Origin of the sequence: Streptomyces sp. NPDC006012 (assembly GCF_042871185.1) — a bacterium.
In the GTDB taxonomy this organism is placed as follows: Bacteria; Actinomycetota; Actinomycetes; order Streptomycetales; family Streptomycetaceae; genus Streptomyces.
The window spans coordinates 814,542-832,057 of the sequence record NZ_JBIAIE010000001.1; the positions used below are offsets into that span (position 1 = coordinate 814,542).

17 protein-coding genes are annotated in these 17,516 nt (G+C 73.0%); 7 read left to right on the forward strand and 10 right to left on the reverse strand.

The features are described from left to right. Positions 1-314 precede the first annotated feature (314 nt). Positions 315-896, forward strand: a complete 582-nt coding sequence (locus ACFYPJ_RS03490) for a hypothetical protein (RefSeq protein WP_389009689.1) — start codon at positions 315-317, stop codon at positions 894-896. Here ACFYPJ_RS03490 and ACFYPJ_RS03495 read toward each other — a convergent pair. The 5 genes from ACFYPJ_RS03495 to ACFYPJ_RS03515 all read right to left on the reverse strand — a co-directional run bounded on the left by ACFYPJ_RS03495 (position 886) and on the right by ACFYPJ_RS03515 (position 6,566). After that, the gene (locus ACFYPJ_RS03495) at positions 886-1,896 is read right to left on the reverse strand and encodes an LLM class F420-dependent oxidoreductase (protein ID WP_389009692.1); all 1,011 of its coding nucleotides are present in this window, start codon (positions 1,894-1,896) and stop codon (positions 886-888) included. The genes ACFYPJ_RS03490 and ACFYPJ_RS03495 overlap by 11 nt on opposite strands. Positions 1,897-2,002: 106 nt before the next feature. Beyond that, a complete protein-coding gene (locus tag ACFYPJ_RS03500) occupies positions 2,003-2,854 on the reverse strand; it encodes a hypothetical protein (protein ID WP_389010141.1) in 852 nt (283 codons plus the stop codon). A 157-nt stretch (positions 2,855-3,011) separates the two neighbouring features. Next, complete coding sequence (locus ACFYPJ_RS03505) at positions 3,012-4,007, reverse strand: N-acetylmuramoyl-L-alanine amidase (RefSeq protein WP_389009695.1); 996 nt, start codon at positions 4,005-4,007, stop codon at positions 3,012-3,014. A gap of 22 nt (positions 4,008-4,029) precedes the next feature. Then, on the reverse strand, positions 4,030-4,680 hold the full coding sequence (locus ACFYPJ_RS03510) for a class I SAM-dependent methyltransferase (protein ID WP_389009698.1): 651 nt from the start codon (positions 4,678-4,680) through the stop codon (positions 4,030-4,032). A gap of 155 nt (positions 4,681-4,835) precedes the next feature. Next, entirely contained in the window at positions 4,836-6,566 is a 1,731-nt protein-coding gene (locus ACFYPJ_RS03515) for an MFS transporter (RefSeq protein WP_389009701.1), read from the reverse strand. A 193-nt stretch (positions 6,567-6,759) separates the two neighbouring features. Here ACFYPJ_RS03515 and ACFYPJ_RS03520 point away from each other — a divergent pair, with 193 nt between their 5' ends. From ACFYPJ_RS03520 to ACFYPJ_RS03530, 3 genes are all read left to right on the forward strand, one after another. Next, on the forward strand, positions 6,760-7,947 hold the full coding sequence (locus tag ACFYPJ_RS03520; protein WP_389009704.1) for a lipid-transfer protein: 1,188 nt from the start codon (positions 6,760-6,762) through the stop codon (positions 7,945-7,947). Between the two features lie 129 nt (positions 7,948-8,076). Continuing rightward, complete coding sequence (locus tag ACFYPJ_RS03525; protein ID WP_389009707.1) at positions 8,077-9,513, forward strand: MFS transporter; 1,437 nt, start codon at positions 8,077-8,079, stop codon at positions 9,511-9,513. Positions 9,514-9,640: 127 nt separating this feature from the next. Further along, positions 9,641-10,108: a DUF1348 family protein gene (locus ACFYPJ_RS03530; RefSeq protein ID WP_389009710.1), complete on the forward strand. Its 468-nt coding sequence runs from the start codon at positions 9,641-9,643 to the stop codon at positions 10,106-10,108. A gap of 10 nt (positions 10,109-10,118) precedes the next feature. Here ACFYPJ_RS03530 and ACFYPJ_RS03535 read toward each other — a convergent pair whose 3' ends face one another. The 4 genes from ACFYPJ_RS03535 to ACFYPJ_RS03550 form a co-directional block, all read right to left on the reverse strand. Then, positions 10,119-10,760 carry a response regulator gene (locus ACFYPJ_RS03535; RefSeq protein WP_389009713.1) on the reverse strand — a complete coding sequence of 214 codons (642 nt, stop codon included), beginning with the start codon at positions 10,758-10,760 and terminating at the stop codon, positions 10,119-10,121. Between the two features lie 126 nt (positions 10,761-10,886). Then, on the reverse strand, positions 10,887-12,182 hold the full coding sequence (locus ACFYPJ_RS03540) for a sensor histidine kinase (RefSeq protein WP_389010144.1): 1,296 nt from the start codon (positions 12,180-12,182) through the stop codon (positions 10,887-10,889). Between the two features lie 56 nt (positions 12,183-12,238). Continuing rightward, positions 12,239-12,958: an ABC transporter permease gene (locus tag ACFYPJ_RS03545; RefSeq protein ID WP_389009716.1), complete on the reverse strand. Its 720-nt coding sequence runs from the start codon at positions 12,956-12,958 to the stop codon at positions 12,239-12,241. Continuing rightward, a complete protein-coding gene (locus ACFYPJ_RS03550; protein WP_389009719.1) occupies positions 12,958-14,013 on the reverse strand; it encodes an ABC transporter ATP-binding protein in 1,056 nt (351 codons plus the stop codon). The genes ACFYPJ_RS03545 and ACFYPJ_RS03550 overlap by 1 nt, the downstream gene beginning before the upstream one ends. Before the next feature lie 311 nt (positions 14,014-14,324). Between ACFYPJ_RS03550 and ACFYPJ_RS03555 the strand changes: the two genes are divergently transcribed. Genes ACFYPJ_RS03555 through ACFYPJ_RS03565 form a run of 3 tightly spaced genes read left to right on the forward strand, consistent with a single transcriptional unit; the run spans position 14,325 to position 17,249 of the window. Next, positions 14,325-15,185, forward strand: coding sequence for a MaoC/PaaZ C-terminal domain-containing protein (locus ACFYPJ_RS03555; RefSeq protein WP_389009722.1), 861 nt, complete (start codon positions 14,325-14,327; stop codon positions 15,183-15,185). A 29-nt stretch (positions 15,186-15,214) separates the two neighbouring features. After that, positions 15,215-16,291, forward strand: coding sequence for a Zn-dependent alcohol dehydrogenase (locus ACFYPJ_RS03560; protein WP_389009725.1), 1,077 nt, complete (start codon positions 15,215-15,217; stop codon positions 16,289-16,291). A gap of 19 nt (positions 16,292-16,310) precedes the next feature. Continuing rightward, a complete protein-coding gene (locus ACFYPJ_RS03565) occupies positions 16,311-17,249 on the forward strand; it encodes a 3-oxoacyl-ACP reductase (RefSeq protein WP_389009728.1) in 939 nt (312 codons plus the stop codon). 92 nt (positions 17,250-17,341) lie between these two features. Here ACFYPJ_RS03565 and ACFYPJ_RS03570 read toward each other — a convergent pair whose 3' ends face one another. Continuing rightward, complete coding sequence (locus ACFYPJ_RS03570) at positions 17,342-17,494, reverse strand: hypothetical protein (protein ID WP_389009730.1); 153 nt, start codon at positions 17,492-17,494, stop codon at positions 17,342-17,344. Positions 17,495-17,516: the final 22 nt, after the last annotated feature.

Genomic DNA, 17,516 nt, shown 5'->3' on the forward strand with positions numbered 1-17,516 from the left:
GCGCGGCAGCCACCGCCGCCGTCGAGGTCTCCGGCGGCCGGGGAGCGGTTGCGCCGTCGTCCGGCCGCGGGTACGGCGTGGCGCGGCGCACGGATTCCCGGGCCCGCCGGGATTCCGGTTGCGGCCGGGGGAAGGTGAAGTTTGAACGGCCGTCCCCCGAGTGGCGTAGTCGGCGCCACGGCGAGACGCTGCCGGAAGAGGTCTTTTCCGGCTGGGGCGGGAGCCGGGGAGGGGAAAGGCCGGGGAGGGAGCGAAGACGAAGCAGGACGGGGAGGAATCTGTCTGCTCGGGGAGAAGATCCCGGAGGGAATCCCGTGACCGTTCCGATGCGGCGCCTCGTCGTCGCGCTCGTCGTGTGCTGCGCCCTGGTGGCCGGCGCCACCGCCTGCGGGAGCAGCAGTACCACCAGCCGGGTGCCGCCGGCGGCAGCGGAGCACCTCGCTGCCACGCCCAGCCCCAGCACGTCCGCACAGCGGCAGAAGTTCGCCAAGACCCGGTTCGTGCTGAACGCCGGCCTCGCGGCCGGGGCGACGTACAAGTGGATCGTCAAGCCCGCGAGGGAGGGCAAGTTCAAGAAGGGCGCGAAGCACCGCAGGAGAGCTCTGGTCAAGGCCGCGCTCGCGGGTGCCTTCTCGTACAACCGGCTGAAGGCGGCGGTGCGCAACGCCCAGGGCGATCCGGCGCTGGCCAGGGCACTCGCCCCGCTGGAGCGGGGCATCGAGGGGCTCAAGAACCTGCCGGCCAGTCTGCGCAGGGGCGGCAGCTCCGGCGACCAGGCGGCGAACTCCTTCAACAACGTCATCAACCAGGTGAAGGACGCCGGACGGGGCCAGGGCGCCGTCGTGCACAACCAGGTGCCCACGACCTCCCAACTTGTCAGCGGCGCTAGGAGTTGAGTTCCGCCAGCACCCGGAGCGTGTGCGGGTCCGGCGCGAGGGCCAGCAGGTCCGTCACCGGGCCCGCACGCCATGCCGTGAGCCGTTCGGCGATCCGCTCGCGCGGGCCGACCAGGGAGATCTCGTCGGCGAACGCGTCCGGCACGGCCCGTACAGCCTCCTCCCGGCGCCCGGACAGGAACAACTCCTGGATCTTCTGCGCCTCGTCCGCGTACCCCATGCGGGCCATCAGATCGGCGTGGAAGTTGCGGGCCGCGTGTCCCATGCCGCCGATGTAGAAGCCGAGCATGGCCTTGACCGGGAGCAGCCCCTCGGCGACGTCGGCGCAGACCCTGACCTGGGCCATGGGGGCGACGAGGAAGCCCGCGGGCAGGTCGCGCAGGGCGGGGCCGTACACCTCGGGCCGGTTCGGCGCCCAGTACAGCGGCAGCCAGCCGTCCGCGATGCGGGTGGTCTGGGCGACGTTCCTGGGGCCCTCCGCGCCGAGCAGGACCGGGAGGTCGGGCCGGAGCGGGTGGGTGATCGACTTGAGCGGCTTGCCGAGGCCGGTGGCGTCCGGGCCGCGGTAGGGCAGCGGGTGGAAGCCGCCGTCCGTGGTCACCGGCGCGGTCCGGCGCAGCACCTGCCGCACGACGTCGACGTACTCCCGGGTCGCGGTCAGCGGTGACTTCGGGAACGGGCGGCCGTACCAGCCCTCCACCACCTGGGGCCCGGACAGGCCGAGGCCCAGCAGCATCCGGCCGCCGGAGAGGTGGTCCAGGGTGAGGGCGTGCATCGCGGTGGTGGTGGGGGAGCGGGCCGCCATCTGGGCGACCGCGGTACCCAGCAGGATCCTTGAGGTGTGCGCCGCGATCCAGGTCAGCGGGGTGAACGCGTCCGAACCCCAGGACTCCGCCGTCCACACCGAGTGGTAGCCGAGCCGCTCGGCCTCCTGGGCCAGCGGCACCTGGTCCGCGGCCGGGCCGCGCCCCCAGTAGCCGAGTGCGAGACCGAGCCGCATCACTGCCTCCTGACGGTCCGTCAGACAATGCGGCGACTGTACGGCACCGGCCCCCCGCCCGGAAGGGCGGGGGGCCGGTGGCCGACGGTCAGGGACCGGCGGCGGCTCAGCCGCGCTGGATGCCCGAGGTGTCCTGGAGCACGCCGCGGCGGCCGTCCTGGGTCTGGGCGACGAGCTGCGCCCCGCGCTGCTCGACCGCCAGGTACCAGGTGCCCGGCACCAGTTCGGCGATCGGGGACGGCGAGCCGTCCTCGGAGAACAGCGGGCGCGGCATCGGCACGGCGAACCAGAACTGCGAGAAACCCGCCGCGGACTGGGGCTGCTGCTGGGCCGGCTGCGGCTGGCCGAACGGCTGGGCCTGCTGCTGGCCCGGCTGCGGCTGACCAGGGTGCGGCTGACCCGGCTGCGGCTGGCCGCCGTACGGCTGCTGCGCGGCACCGGGGTAGCCGTAGCCGCCCTGGGGCTGGGCGCCGTAGGGCTGCGGGGCGGCGGGCTTGGGCGCCGGGACCAGCTTGGGCTGGAGGGCGGGCACCAGCGGGGTGGCGATGGCCGCCGCCGCCATGACCACGGTGGCGACCAGAGCGAGGATCAGGCCGGTGCCGGCGCCGGGGCCGTCGGCGGAGCCGCCCAGGTTGTTCGCGGAGCCGGCCGGGTCGATGACGTTGCCGAGCGCGCTCCACGCGGCGAAGACGGTGAAGGCCACGCCGAACGGCCCGAGGTCGAGACCGGCGACCTTGCGGGGCTGCGGCTGCAACCGGGAGAGGACGACGAGCGCGGCGCCGATGATCCCGGCGAGGATGACGCTGAGCAGGACCGGAGCGCTGGACCACAGGCTCGGCAGGTCGATGTTGCTCGGAACCCCGTTGTACGAGTAGTTGTCGAGGAACGACGCGATCAACAGCAACACCGCTGCTCCGATCACCACGCCGTCGCCCCTAGTGAGGGAGCGGATGTTCACTTCAGGTCCTTCGTAGGTCTTCTCGTCGTCGGTGGAGGCGTCGCTGTCGCCGTGTCGCCCTCGGGGCCCGGTGTGCAGCAGCGGGGGGCGGCCCCTCGTCGTAGGGACCATATCGTCCATGCGATCACGCTGTCCGCCCGGTGGGGCGCGCGGAACCCTACCTGCGCAGGAAACTCATGATTCCCTCAGAGATGCCCTCCGCCGCCTTCTGCCGCCAGGCGCCGCTGGTCAACTGGGCCGCGTCCTTGCTGTCGCGCATGTTGCCGCACTCGATGAAGACCTTCGGAACCGTTGACAGATCGAGACCGCCCAGGTCCTCGCGGGTGACGAGGCCCGTGCCGTCGCCGACGTAGTTGGCGGGCGCGCTGCTCGTCGCGCGGACGAAGTTGCCCGCGATCCGCTCGCCGAGGTCGCGGGAGGGGCCGACGATCGGCCGGGTGTCGGCACCGCCCGCGTGCACGGCGCCGGGCAGGATGACGTGGAATCCGCGGTTGCCCGCGGCCGAGCCGTCCGCGTGGATGGAGATCGCCGCGTCCGCGTGCGCGGCGTTGCCGATCCGGGCGCGCTCGTCCACGCACGGCCCCCACGGCGGGTCGTCGTGGTCGTGGGTCAGCTTCACCGTGGCGCCCTGCTGCTCCAGCAGCGTGCGCAGCCGGTGCGACACGTCCAGGGTGAACTGCGCCTCCGGATAGCCGTCGTTGGTGGACGTGCCCGTGGTGTCGCATTCCTTGGCAGTCGCGCCGATGTTCACCTTTTGGTTGATTTCAGCTGCGTGTTGGAAATTGCCCAGATTGTGCCCGGGGTCGATGACGACCACCTTCCCCGCGAGCGGCTCGGAGCCGGTGGCGGCCGGTGCCGCGGGCGTCGGTTTCGCGGGCGTCGGTTTGGCGTCGTCGCGCGGGGAGCCCGAGGAGTGCGCGCCGGACGGCGCCGACGAGCGCCCGGAGGCCGCGGACGCCGCGGAGGAGGCCGAGGAAGCCGGAGGCGTGGCCGCGCCGCCCGCCGCGGCGGAGCCGTCCGAGCCGCCCACCGCCTCGTACACGAGCCAGCCGATCAGCGCGCCCGGTACCAGGGCGGCCAGTGCGACCGTGAGCGGTGCGCGCCGGAAGCGGCGCGGTTGCTGGGGTTCGAAGTCGGGGCCTAGGTAGGACACGGGTGCGACTCTAACGTGGGGCTCAGATACCTGCCCCCGTTCGCCGCAGCACACGCAGCGAGCCGTGGCCCGCGCTCTCGGTGAACGCGCCGGATTCCAGCGCCCGGAGGTAGACCCGGTACGGGGCCTGGCCGGTGAACTCGTCCGCCGGGTCGGGGAAGACGTCGTGGATCACGAGCAGTCCGCCCTGGGCCAGCCGGGGGGCCCAGCCCTCGTAGTCGGCGCCGGCGTGCTCGTCGGTGTGCCCGCCGTCGATGAAGACGAGGCCGAGCGGCGAGGTCCACAGGGCGGCTATCCGCGGCGAGCGGCCGACCAGGGCGACCACATGCTCCTCAAGACCCGCCCGGTGCAGGGTCCTGCGGAACGCGGGCAGCGTGTCCATCAGGCCGACCTCGGGGTCGAGCGTCTCCGGGTCGTGGTACTCCCAGCCCGGCTGCTGCTCCTCGCTGCCGCGGTGGTGGTCCACGGTGAGCGCCTGCACGCCGTGCAGCCGGGCGGCGTCCGCGAGCAGGATCGTCGAGCGCCCGCAGTAGGTGCCGACCTCCAGCAGCGGCAGCCCCAGCCGTCCCGCCTCGACGGCCGCCGCGTACAGCGCGAGCCCCTCGTCCCGGGGCATGAACCCCTTCGCCGCCTCGAACGCGGCCAGGATCTCGGGTTTCGGCGCCGCGGGCATGGCGGTCCTCTCGGTCGGTCGGCCACCCGTGTCCGGGTGCGGAGGTGCGGGACGGTGTGCGGTCCGTACGGGCGCTCATGCTGCCGCACCCCCCGGCGCGGGGCGACGGGGGGTGCGGCGGTGCCGGATCCGGGCGGTGCCGCCCGGCGGCGGAGTCAGGCGTGGACGGTCTCGCCGGGCAGGGCGAGGTCGAGGTCGACCGGCCGGTCGGCGCCCGGATGGGTCGCGGAGGAGGCGTGCGGGCCGTGGCCCGCGGCCCGCGCCGCCAGGACGTAGGGGCCCTCGGCGGGCACGGCGAGCGCGTAGCTGCCGTCCGCCGCGGAGACGGTGGCGCCCGCCTGCCGGCCCCGGCGGTCGATCAGGGTGACCCTGGCGCGGGGCACCGGGGTGCCGTCGGCGCCCACGACCCGGCCGCGGAAGCCGCGCAGCACCTGCTCGGCGCGCTCCAGGTTGGCTTCCTCCTGGCTGCTCGCGCGCAGCTGCGACGTGCGGTGGGGCTTCGGCAGGAACACCGCCAGGACGAATCCCACCACCACCGCGGCCGTCGCGATCACGAAGGAGAGGCGGAAACCGTGCAGGGTCGGCAGCGAGACGCCGCCCACGGTGTGCGCCGTGTTCGCCAGCACCGTGCCGATGACGGCGCTCGACACGGACGTACCGACGGACCGCATTAGGGTGTTGAGGCCGGTGGCCGCGCCCGTCTCCGCGGCCGGGACCGCGCCGACGATCAGCGCCGGGAGCGAGGAGTAGGCGAGACCGATGCCCGCGCCCAGGACCACCGCGATGACGGCGCTCTGCCAGGGGGCGTTCATCAGGCCGAGGCCGGCGCTGTAGCCGATCGCGATGATCAGCATGCCGAGGATCAGGGTGACCTTCGGGCCGTACTTCGCGGACAGCCGGGCGTAGACCGGTGCGGTCAGCATCATCGTCAGGCCGAGCGGCGCCACCAGCAGGCCCGCGACGACCATCGACTGGCCGAGGCCGTACCCGGTGGACTTCGGCAGCTGGAGCAGCTGGGGCAGGACGAGCGAGACGACGAAGAAGGAGACGCCGACCATGACCGAGGCGAGGTTGGTGAGCAGCACCTCGCGGCGGGCGGTGGTGCGCAGATCGACGAGGGGAGCCTTGACGCGCAGTTCCATCAGACCCCACAGCACCAGCACCAGGAGGCCGGCGCCGAACAGACCGAGCGTTCTGCCGGACGTCCAGCCCCAGTCGCTGCCCTTGCTGACCGGCAGGAGCAGCAGGACCATGCCCGCGGACAGCCCCAGGGCGCCCAGCAGGTCGAAGGAGCCCGGGGCGCGTACCGGGGACTCGGGGACCACGAGGAGGGTGAGCAGGATGGCGATCACACCGAGGCCGGCGGCGCCGTAGAACAGGGCGTGCCAGTCGGCGTGCTGGGCGACCAGGGCCGCGGCGGGCAGGGCGAGGCCGCCGCCGACGCCGATCGAGGAACTCATCAGGGCCATCGCCGAGCCGAGCCGTTCGCGCGGCAGCATGTCGCGCATCAGGCCGATGCCGAGCGGGATCGCGCCCATCGCGAAGCCCTGGAGCGTACGGCCCACGATCACCGTGAGCAGTTGGCTGGTGACCGCGCTGATCAGCGCGCCCACGACCATCACCGCGAGGCTGGCTATCAGCATGCGCCGCTTGCCGTACAGGTCGCCGAGGCGGCCCATGATCGGCGTGGCGATGGCGCCGGAAAGGAGTGTCGAGGTCAGAACCCAGGTGGCGTTGCTCGGCGAGGTGCTCAGCAGCTGCGGCAGGTCCTTGATGACGGGGACGAGCAGGGTCTGCATCACCGCGACCACGATGCCTGCGAAGGCGAGGACGGGGACCACGGCCCCGCTCGCACTCCGGGGGTGCTGGTCGTTCGTGTGCGTCATGAAGTATGGCCTCCGGGCCGGAAGAGAGGAATCGGTCGAGGAACCGCGCGGGATGGGTGCTTGGTGAACCTCGTATGCGCAGGCAACTATTCCTTCGCTTCGAGCCCTGACGGATCCTTGACCTCCCCATGGGGAACTGATTCTTCGTCAGAGGGATGGTCTATGGGTGGAACACGTTCTAGTCTGGCGCGTCATGAAGGCTTATGTAGCCGGGGTCGGGATGACCAGATTCGAGAAGCCCGAGACCCGTGACTGGCAGTACTGGGACATGGCGCGGGAAGCGGGCGGCGCCGCGCTCGCCGATGCCGGAATCACCTACTCCGAAGTAGAACAGGTTGCTGTCGGCTACTGTTTCCAGCCCTCGACGGCCGGTCAGCGCGCCGCCTACGAACTCGGCCTGACCGGCGTACCCGTCTACAACCTGAACAACAACTGCGCCACCGGCTCCACCGCGCTGATGCTGGCCCGCCAGCTCGTCGAGGGCGGCGTCTGCGACTGCGTGCTCGCGCTCGGCTTCGAGAAGATGAAGCGCGGCTCGCTCGGCTCGGGGGCCGACGGCGGTGACTTCGCCACCTCCCCGGTCGCCCGCCACTACAGTGTGATGGCCGCCCGGCACGGCTTCGAGCAGACCCCGCCGACCGCCCAGATCTTCGGCGACGCGGCCCGCGAACACATGGAGCGGTACGGCACCACCGAGGCGCAGCTCGCCGCCGTGGCCGCCAAGAACCACCGGCACTCAGCGCACAACCCGTACGCCCAGTTCCAGGACGTGTACGAGGTCGACGACGTGCTCGCCGCCCGCACCGTGCACCGGCCGCTGACCAAGCTCCAGTGCTCACCGACCTCGGACGGCGCGGCGGCGGCCGTGGTGGTGTCCGAACGGTTCGCCGAGCGGCGCGGACCGGCCGGGCTCGTCGAGATCGCCGGGCAGGCGATGGCCACGGACACCGAGGAGTCCTTCGCGTCCGGCTCCTGCATTGACGTGGTCGGCCGGCCGATGTCCCGCACGGCGGCCCGGCAGGTGTACGAACAGGCCGGGCTCGGCATCGAGGACGTGGACGTGGTGGAACTGCACGACTGCTTCTCCATCAACGAACTGCTGACGTACGAGGCGCTGGGCATGTGCGAGCCCGGAGAGTCCGGCAAGCTCGTCGAGTCCGGCGCCACCACGTACGGCGGGCGCTGGGTGGTGAACCCGTCGGGCGGCCTGATCTCCAAGGGGCACCCGCTCGGCGCCACCGGCCTCGCCCAGGTCACCGAGCTGACGTGGCAGCTGCGCGGCGCGGCGGGGGAGCGGCAGGTGCCCGGGGCGCGGGTCGGCCTGGCGCACAACATCGGACTGGGCGGTGCCGCGGTGGTGACCATGGTGCGTGCGGTATGAGTGATATGGCCGGTATCGGTGGTATGGGCAGGATGTGTGGACCTGGGGACGTAGGCCCGGCGACCTAGACCCACCCGGACACACGTGGTCCGAAATCCCGATGGAAAGGACCGTAACCGGCTTGAGAGCATGACACCCATGCTCGAAGCCGCTGACTCCACCCGAATACGCACCCGGAACGCACCCGCCACCTGGCTGGTGGTGGCACTCGCCTGCGCCGGACAGTTCCTCGTCGTCCTCGACGTGTCCGTCGTCAACGTGGCGTTGCCGTCGATGCGCACCGACCTGGGACTGAGCGGTTCGGGACTCCAATGGGTGGTGAACGCGTACGCCATCGCGTTCGCCGGGTTCATGCTGCTCGGCGGCCGAGCCGGTGACCTGTACGGACGCAAGCGGATGTTCCTCGTGGGGCTCGGGCTGTTCACCCTGGCCTCGCTGGGCGGCGGGATCGCCCAGGACGGCTGGCAGTTGCTGCTCGCACGCGCCGTGCAGGGCCTGGGTGCCGCCGTGCTCGCGCCCTCGACGCTCACCCTGCTGACCGCGGCGGTGCCGGAGGGAGCGGCCCGGGCGCGGGCCGTGGCCACCTGGACCGCGGTGGGCGCGGGCGGCGGGGCCGCCGGCGGACTCGTCGGCGGGGTACTGGTCGACGCGCTGTCCTGGCGGTGGGTGCTGCTCATCAACGTGCCCGTCGGCGCGCTGGTGCTGGCCGGCGCCCTGGTCTGGCTGACGGAGAGCCGGGCGGGGGACCGGCACCGGCTGGACCTGCCGGGCGCGCTGCTGGTCACGGCGGGCCTCGCGACGCTGGCGTACGGCATCGTGCAGATCGAGTCCCACGGCTGGTCGGCCGCGGCCACCCTGGTGCCGCTGCTCGCCGGGCTGGTGCTGCTCGGGCTGTTCCTGCTGGTCGAGGCGCGGGCGACCGCGCCGCTCATGGCGCTGCGGCTGCTGCGGCAGCGGCCGGTGGCCTCCGCGAACGCGGCGATGCTCGTGTCCGGTTCGGCGATGTTCGCCATGTGGTACTTCATGACCCTGTACGCACAGAACGTGCTCGGCTACTCGCCGCTGGAGGCCGGGTTCGCGCTGGTGCCCAGCTCGCTGGCCGTGGTGATCGGCTCGAAGCTGGCGCCGCGCCTCATGCCCGTGCTGGGCCCGCGCAACGTGGCGGTGCTGGGGACCGTGGTGGCCATGGCCGGCTTCGGCTGGCAGTCGGCGATGAGCCCGCACGGCGCGTATGCGACGGAGATCATGCTGCCCGGCGTGCTCATGATGCTCGGCGCGGGCCTCGCCGCCACCCCGCTCGCCTCGCTGGCCACCTCGGGGGCGGCGCCCGGCGACGCCGGTCTGGTCTCCGGCCTGATCAACACCTCGCGCACGATGGGCGGTTCGCTGGGACTCGCCGTCCTGTCGACCGTCGCCGCCGACCGCACCGAGGGCGCGGCGACCCCGCAGGCGCTGACCGACGGCTACGCCCTCGCCTTCCGCACGAGCGCGGTCATGCTGCTGGCCGCGGCCGTGCTGATGCTGCTGTGGCTGCCCCGGAGGGCACCGGCGCCGGCCGTGGGCTGAAGGGCGGACCCGGCCGCCGGTTCTGGCGCGGGCTGTTGCCACGACCAGGCGGCCGGTATGGAATGGACCGCCGAACACACCCGGCCCCTACCAGGTGCCGACACCGTGACGCCTTGAGGAGGCGACCATGGCCGCGAGGCCCCCTGTGCCCCCGTTCACCCGTCAGACCGCGGCCGAGAAGGTCCGCCTGGCCGAGGACGCGTGGAACACCCGGGACCCCGAGCGGGTCGCCCTCGCCTACACGGCCGACAGCCGCTGGCGCAACCGCGGCGAGTTCATCGACGGCCGAGCGGAGATCGTCGACTTCCTCACCCGGAAATGGACCCGGGAGCAGGACTACCGGCTCATCAAGGAGCTGTGGGCGTTCGACGGGAACCGCATCGCCGTGCGCTTCGCCTACGAGTGCCACGACGACTCGGGCAACTGGTTCCGCTCCTACGGGAACGAGAACTGGGAATTCGACGAGGAGGGCCTGATGCGGGTCCGCCTGGCGAGCATCAACGACCTTCCCATCAGGGAAACGGAACGCAAGTACCACTGGCCCCTCGGCCGCCGGCCCGACGACCACCCGGGCCTGGGCGACCTGGGCCTGTGACGCCCCCCGGTCACAGCCAGCCCTGCTGACGGGCCTCCCGCACCGCCTCCATGCGGTTGCGGGTGCCCGTCTTGCCGATGGCCGCGGACAGGTAGTTGCGGACCGTCGACTCGGACAGATGGAGCTTCGCCGCGATGTCCGCGACGGTCGCGCCGTCCACCGACGCCTTCAGCACATCGCACTCCCGGCCGGTCAGCGGACTCGGCCCGGCGCTCAGCGCGGCGGCGGCCAGCGCCGGATCGACCACCGTCTCCCCGGTGAGCACCCGCCGGATCGCCCCCGCCAGGTCCTCCACCGGTCCGTCCTTGACCAGGAAACCGGCCGCCCCGGCCTCCATGGCCCGGCGCAGATAGCCGGGCCGGCCGAACGTCGTCAGGATCAGCACCCGGCAGTCGGGCACCTGCTCGCGCAGCTCGGCCGCCGCGTCCAGCCCGCTCATGCCGGGCAGTTCGATGTCGAGGAGGGCGACGTCGGGCCGGTGGCTGAGCGCCGCGTCCACGATCGCGTCGCCCGCCGCGACCTGGGCCACCACCTCCAGGTCGCCCTCCATGCCGAGCAGCAGGGCCAGCGCGCCGCGCATCATGCCCTGGTCCTCGGCGAGAAGAACTCTGGTGCGCCTGGCCGGGCGGCGCTCCTGCGGCATCTCGTTCATGAAGGACAGGCTAGGTGTACTGTCCCGCCGGCGGGTCTTCGCGGCGGCGCGGCGCCCGGCGCGCGCACACTCTCGCCGCACCCGGTCAGGCACCGAACCGGTGCCGGTCCGGTGCCGATCCGGCGGTCAGCTCGCGTTGGGCACCGTGAGTGCCCCGAGACTCGCCAACTCCGCCGTCTCCACCGGGAGTTCGGCGGTGACCGCGAAGCCGCCGCGCGGCCCGGGGCCGGCCCGCAACGAGCCGCCCGCCGTGGCCAGCCGCTCGGTCAGCCCCGTCAGCCCGGTACCGCCGATGCCCCGCGGGACCCGGTCAGCGCCACCGGCCGCCTCCCGCGGCACGTCGTCCGAGGCGGTCCCGTTGTCCGTGACCGTGAGCCGTACCCGCTCCGCGGCGGAGTCGACCGCGATCTCGCAGCGGCTCGCGTCGCTGTGCCGTACGACGTTGGTGACCGCCTCGCGGACCACCCAGCCCAGCAGCGCCTCCGCCTGCGGGGCGAGCGGGGTGCCGGACTGCCGGACCACCGGTTGCACGCCCGCCGCGGACAGCGCCGAGCGGGCCCGGTCCAGCTCGGTGGCGAGGCTGCCCTCCCGGTAGCCGGTCACCGCCTCGCGGATCTCGGTGAGCGCCTGCCTGCCGACCGACTCGATGTCGCCGATCTGGGTCAGTGCCGCGTCCAGGTCGCGCGGTGCCAGCCGGCGGGCCGCCTCCGACTTCACCACGATCACCGACAGGGTGTGCCCGAGGAGATCGTGCAGGTCGCGGGAGAAACGCAGCCGCTCCTTCTCCACGGCGCGGCGGGCCAGCTCCTCACGGGCGGCGCGCAGCTCCCGCACGGCCTCGGCGAGGGAGAGTATCGCCGCCGTCACCATCGTCGACAGGAACGTGCCGTACGCGATGGTCACCCCGTCCGAGCCGTCCCGCATCCAGGACACCACGCCCGCGTACCCGGCCAGCAGCAGCCCCACCCGGCCCAGCCACGGACCGCGCAGGGTCGCCCCCGTCGCGAGGCCGAGCAGCGGGAAGAACATCAGCCAGCTGCCGCCGTACCCGATGGCCAGGGCGCTGGTCACCAGGGCCATCAGGCCGAGGGCGACCCGGGTGGCCGGCTGCCGGCGCCGCGCCTTGTCGAAGGAGCGGAAGGTCACGTAGATGTAAAGGGAATTGAAGGTCAGCAGGCCCAGCGCGCCGATCCACGGGTCGGAGGTCTGCCCCTGGAGAAGGTTGGACAGGGCGCCCATGCCCATCAGCAGCCAGGGCAGCAGGGCGAACCCGGTGGGCGGCGGGCCCGGATGCTCGGGCACCCGCCCGGTCCCGCGGGCCGCCTTCCGCTCGGCCTTGAACCGTGCCATCTCCTCCTTCCACTGGGCCCGCTCCACCTGCCAGCCGCCGACCTGGCAGGCCACGCCGCGCCACCACCTCATACCGTTGCCCCCGTTCATGGTTCTGCCCCGTTCAGAAGGTCCGCTCAAGGGTCCGCTCAGAAGGTCCGCGCCCCACGGCGGTACGACAACACGGCGTACGCACCGAACGCCATGACCCAGGCCACCAGCACGAGAACGGCACCGAGGGCCGGGGCGTGTCCGTCCGCGACCGAGACGCCGAGCCCGGCGAAGCGGTTCGTGGGGGTCCAGGCGGACACGGAACGCAGCCAGCCGGGGAAGAGGGCGACGGGGAACCACAGGCCGCCCAGCACCGCCAGACCCAGGTTGCACACCATGTTCGCCACGCCCGTGGCCGGTCCGGTCAGCCGGTAGCCGTTGCCGAGGCCGAGCAGCGTGAAGGGGACCGAACCGAGCCACAGCAGCAGCGCGAGCGCCGCCCACTGCCACAGCCGCAGCCGTACCCCGTTGACCAGGCCGCCCGCCGCGAGCACCGCGACGATCGCGGGCAGCACGGTCACCGCACCGGTCAGCGCCCGTCCGGTCACCACCTCGCGCGGGGTCATCGGGGTCACCCGCAGCTGGCGCAGCCAGCCGACCGCCCGGTCCTCGGCGACCGCGCCGCCGGTGTTCAGCGCCGAGCCGACCGCGCCGTACGCGGCCATGCCGACCATGCCGGCGGTCCGCCAGCCGGTGTCGTCGCCCCCGCCGAGGTTGGTGAACAGCAGGTACATCATCACCGGCATCACGATCCCGCCGATCACGAATCCGGTGTCGCGCAGCGTCCGGCGCACCTCAAGGCGCAGGTAGTGGCCCATCACACGGCCTCCTTCGCGGAATCGGCCGTCGCCGCTTCCGTCACAGAGCCGGCCGTCGTCGTCTGCGCGGAACCGGCCGTCGCCGCCTCCGTCGCGGAACCGGCCCGCGACGTCACCGGCTGCGCCGTCCTCGTCCGCAAGGCCGCCCCCGCGGGGCCCGGTGCCGACTGCGCGGTGAGGGCCAGGAACGCGTCGTCCAGCGAGGCCGGGGCCACCTCAAGGCCGCGGATCGCGCCGAGCCCGGCCAGGGCGATCACGGTCGCGTCGGAGTCGTCCGTACGCAGCCGCGCCCGGCTCCCGCGCAGCTCCACCGACCGCACCCCGGGCAGCAGGGCCAGCTCGTCCGGCGAGAGCCCGGCCGCCTCGATGCCGACCAGGCTGCCGCCCGCCGCCCGGCGCAGTTCGTCGCCGGTGCCGTCCGCGACGATCCGGCCGCGGTCCACGACCACGATCCGGTCGGCGTGCGCGTCCGCCTCCTGAAGGTAGTGGGTGGAGAACAGCACGGTGCGGCGGTGGCGCGCGTGCGCCCGCATCGACTCCCAGAAGGACTGCCGCGCCGCCACGTCCAGGGCGGCGGTCGGCTCGTCCAGCACCAGCAGCGCGGGGTCGCCGCACACCGCGACCGCGAACCGCACCCGCTGCGCCTGCCCGCCGGACAGCCGGTCCACCCGCCGCCCGGCCAGCGCACCGATCCCGGCCAGTTCCAGCGCCCGCGCCACCGGCATCGGGGCCGGATAGCGGGAGGCGACGAAGGAGACCAGTTCGCCGACGGTGACCCGGGGGACCGCGCGGCCCTCCTGGAGCATGGCGCCCACCCGGCCCGCGCGTACGGAGCGCTCCGGTGCCGCCCCGAAGATCCGGACGGTACCCGCGTCCGGCTCGTGCAGGCCGAGCAGCAGCCCGATCGCGGTCGACTTCCCCGCGCCGTTGCGGCCCAGCAGCGCCACGCTCTCGCCGCGCCGGATCTCCAGATCGATACCGTCGACGGCGCGGACCTCGCCGTACTTCTTGACCGCCCCCGTGAAGGACACGGCGGTGTGTTCCGTCTGTGTCATGCCTACGACGTTAGAGGTCCGCGCCCAGGCCCGGCAGAGGCGCTTGTACGGACCCGGGCAGGACAAATGTCACCGGGCCGTAGATCTGACGATGCGTCAGCCTTCACAAGTGTCGTGGGCTGGGCTATACAGAGGGCGCCGAGCTGGAACGCGTTCTGGACCGGCCCGTGACGACCTCGGTGCGGTCGACGGTGCGGACGGCCGCGCCGGGGTCTTGCAACCGCGGCCGACCGCGGTCAACCACCGTGCCGGCCCCCCGTGCCGGCCACCCGGCCCGGCCGCCTGCGCCGGCCGCCAGTGTCAGGAGCCGTATGCCCATCGACGCAGCCAAGGCCCTCGCCGCCGAACCCCGCTCCGGGCAGATCACCTGGGACCACAAGGACGTCCAGCTCTACCACCTCGGCATCGGGGCCGGCCGCCCCGCCACCGACCCCGACGAACTGCGCTACACGCTGGAGTCCCGGCTGCACGTCCTGCCCAGCTTCGCCACCGTCGCGGGCAACGGCGCACCGGGTGTGATCAGCGGCCTGTCCATGCCCGGCATCGAGGTCGACCTCGCCCGCGTGCTGCACGGCGGCCAGCTGCTCACCGTGCACCGGCCCATCCCGGCCGAGGGCACCGCCACCGCCACCAACCGGATCGCCGCCGTCTACGACAAGGTCAAGGCCGCCATCCTCGTCCTGCGGACCGAGGTCGCCGACGCCGACGGGCCGCTGTGGACCAACGACGCGCAGATCTTCCTGCGCGGCGAGGGCGGCTTCGGCGGCGACCGCGGCCCCTCCACCCGGCTCGAACCGCCCGCAGGCGAGCCCGACCGCACCGTCGAGCGCGCCGTCCGCGAGGACCAGGCCCTGCTCTACCGGCTCTGTGGCGACTGGAACCCGCTGCACGCCGACCCCGAGTTCGCCAAGCTCGCCGGGTTCGACCGGCCCATCCTGCACGGGCTGTGCACCTACGGCATCACGCTCAAGGCGGTCGTCGACACCCTGCTCGACGGCGACGTGACCCGGGTCCGCAGCTACGTCACGCGCTTCGCCGGAGTGGTGTACCCCGGCGAGACACTGCGCATCCGCATGTGGCGCACGCCGGGCGCCATCAGGGTCGCGGTGAGCGCCGTCAGGGGGACGGACGACGCCCCCGTCCTCGCCGACACCGTCGTCGAACACAGCTGAGCCAGACCGTAGTCGAGGGGAGCCGCACCATGCGCGCAGCCGTACTGCACGAGATCGGCCAGGAGAAGCTGGAGGTGCTCGACGACGTCGAGGCGGTGGGCTTCGGCCCGGGCAAGGTGAGGGTGCGGGTGCGCGCCACCGGGCTGTGCCACTCCGACCTGTCCGCCATGAGCGGGGTGCTGCCGCAGCCGGGGCCGTTCGTGCCCGGGCACGAGGGCTCGGGCGAGATCCTCGAAGTCGGCGAGAACGTCACCACCCTGAAGCCCGGCGACCGGGTGGTGATCTGCTGGCTGCCCGCCTGCGGCGCCTGCCCCGCCTGCCGGCGCGGCCAGACCCAGCTGTGCCTGGCCGGATTCATGAACGCGGGTACCCCCAACTTCAAGCGCTCCGGCGCCGACGTCTTCGGCTTCGCGGGCACCGGCACCTTCGCCGAGGAGGTCGTGGTCGACGCCGGCTGCGCGGTACCGATCCCGGACGACGTGCCCTTCGACATCGCCGCGCTCATCGGCTGCGGGGTGACCACCGGCCTCGGCGCCGCGCTCAACACCGCGGACGTGGCGGCCGGTTCGTCGGTCGCCGTGATCGGCTGCGGCGGCGTCGGCATATCGGCGATCCAGGGGGCCCGGCTGAAGGGCGCCGCGGAGATCGTCGCCGTCGACCCGGTCGACGCGCGCCGTGAGTCCGCGCTGCGCTTCGGCGCCACCCGGGCCGTACCGCCCGAGGGACTGGCCGACGCCAAGCAGGACCTCACCGGCGGCGAGGGGTTCGACTACGTCTTCGAGGTCGTCGGCCGCTCGGCCACCGCCCGCACCGCGTACGAGAACACCCGGCGCGGCGGCACGCTCGTCGTGGTCGGCGCGGGCGCCATGGACGACTTCCTCCAGCTCAACATGTTCGAGCTGTTCTTCGACGAGAAGCGCATCCTGCCCTCCATGTACGGCGGCGGCGACGTGCTCCGCTCCTACACCCGCGCCATAGCGCTGTGGCGGGCGGGCCGGATCGACCTGGAGGGCCTGATCACCCACCGCGTGCCGCTGGCCGGGATCAACGAGGCCCTGGACCAGATGCGCACGGGAACGGCCCTGCGCACCTGCATCGAAATCTGACCTGGGGAGCCGTAGCCGTATGTCACTGCCACTCGAAGGCCGGTCCGCCGTCGTCACCGGCGCCGGACGCGGACTGGGCCGGGCCGAGGCGCTGGAACTCGCCCGGCTCGGCGCCGCCGTCGTCGTCAACGACTACGGGCAGCCGGGCCGTGAAGGACTCGGCGCCGCCTCCGCCGCGCCCGCCGAGGAGGTCGCCGCCGAGATCCGCGCGGCGGGCGGCCGGGCGGTCGCCCACACCGGCGACGTCACCGACTTCGCCCAGGCCCGGGAGCTGACCGGGCTGGCGATCGACACGTTCGGGAGCCTGGACATCCTGGTCAACAACGCCGGGATCCTGCGGGACCGCATGGTCTTCTCCATGACCGAGGGCGAGTGGGACGCGGTGATCCGCGTCCACCTCAAGGGCCACTTCAACACCACCCACTTCGCCGCCGCGCACTGGCGGGAACGGTCCAAGGCGGCCGGCGGGCCGGTCTACGGGCGGATCGTGAACACCTCGTCGGAGGCGTTCCTGGCCGGTTCGGCGGGCCAGCCCAACTACGCCGCGGCCAAGGGCGGAATCGTCGGCCTGACCACCTCGACGGCGCTGGCCCTCGCCAAGTACGGCGTGACGGCCAACGCGATCTGCCCGCGGGCCCGGACCCGGATGACCGAGGACGTTTTCGCCGGCTTCGCCGTACCCGACGAGGGCCTGGACCCGCTGGCGCCCGAGCATGTCGCCCCGCTCGTCGGCTATCTGGCCTCGCCCGCGGCCGGGCGGGTCAACGGACAACTGCTCGTGGTGCACGGCGGCATGGTCGCCATCGTCGACCGGCCACGCGTCCAGGCCAAGTTCGACAGCAAGCAGGACACCTTCAGCTACGACGAACTCGACGCGCTGCTCACACCGCACTACGCGGACCGGCCGGCGGGGGAGACGTTCGCGGCGGCGGAGGTGCTGGGGCTCAAGCGCGGGTGACGACCCGTGCGACCCGGCAGGGCGGGTGGCACGGGAAAGGGGAAAGGGGGCCGGCCGTCGGTCGACGGCCGGCCCCCTCCTCGTTCACCCCGTCAGGCCGCCGACTCGGCCGGCTCCGGCTTGCGGTGACGGCCGCTCGGGGCCGACTCGCCGTCCTTCGACGTGACCGGACCCCGGTGCCTGCCGTGGCCGTCGGCCTCCTGAGAGCCGGCCGACAGCGGCTGCTTGGTGCTGGTGTCGCTCATCGGAAGAATTCACCCCGTCAAC

What these genes read in the sequence shown, in the direction of transcription:
- ACFYPJ_RS03550 (WP_389009719.1), bottom strand. Translation starts at nt 14,013, where the DNA reads ATGACACAGACGGAACACACCGCCGTGTCCTTCACGGGGGCGGTCAAG.
- ACFYPJ_RS03495 (WP_389009692.1), bottom strand. Translation starts at nt 1,896, where the DNA reads ATGCGGCTCGGTCTCGCACTCGGCTACTGGGGGCGCGGCCCGGCCGCG.
- ACFYPJ_RS03565 (WP_389009728.1), top strand. Translation starts at nt 16,311, where the DNA reads ATGTCACTGCCACTCGAAGGCCGGTCCGCCGTCGTCACCGGCGCCGGA.
- ACFYPJ_RS03570 (WP_389009730.1), bottom strand. Translation starts at nt 17,494, where the DNA reads ATGAGCGACACCAGCACCAAGCAGCCGCTGTCGGCCGGCTCTCAGGAG.
- ACFYPJ_RS03545 (WP_389009716.1), bottom strand. Translation starts at nt 12,958, where the DNA reads ATGGGCCACTACCTGCGCCTTGAGGTGCGCCGGACGCTGCGCGACACC.
- ACFYPJ_RS03520 (WP_389009704.1), top strand. Translation starts at nt 6,760, where the DNA reads ATGAAGGCTTATGTAGCCGGGGTCGGGATGACCAGATTCGAGAAGCCC.
- ACFYPJ_RS03515 (WP_389009701.1), bottom strand. Translation starts at nt 6,566, where the DNA reads ATGACGCACACGAACGACCAGCACCCCCGGAGTGCGAGCGGGGCCGTG.
- ACFYPJ_RS03535 (WP_389009713.1), bottom strand. Translation starts at nt 10,760, where the DNA reads ATGAACGAGATGCCGCAGGAGCGCCGCCCGGCCAGGCGCACCAGAGTT.
- ACFYPJ_RS03530 (WP_389009710.1), top strand. Translation starts at nt 9,641, where the DNA reads ATGGCCGCGAGGCCCCCTGTGCCCCCGTTCACCCGTCAGACCGCGGCC.
- ACFYPJ_RS03555 (WP_389009722.1), top strand. Translation starts at nt 14,325, where the DNA reads ATGCCCATCGACGCAGCCAAGGCCCTCGCCGCCGAACCCCGCTCCGGG.
- ACFYPJ_RS03540 (WP_389010144.1), bottom strand. Translation starts at nt 12,182, where the DNA reads ATGAGGTGGTGGCGCGGCGTGGCCTGCCAGGTCGGCGGCTGGCAGGTG.
- ACFYPJ_RS03560 (WP_389009725.1), top strand. Translation starts at nt 15,215, where the DNA reads ATGCGCGCAGCCGTACTGCACGAGATCGGCCAGGAGAAGCTGGAGGTG.
- ACFYPJ_RS03525 (WP_389009707.1), top strand. Translation starts at nt 8,077, where the DNA reads ATGACACCCATGCTCGAAGCCGCTGACTCCACCCGAATACGCACCCGG.
- ACFYPJ_RS03510 (WP_389009698.1), bottom strand. Translation starts at nt 4,680, where the DNA reads ATGCCCGCGGCGCCGAAACCCGAGATCCTGGCCGCGTTCGAGGCGGCG.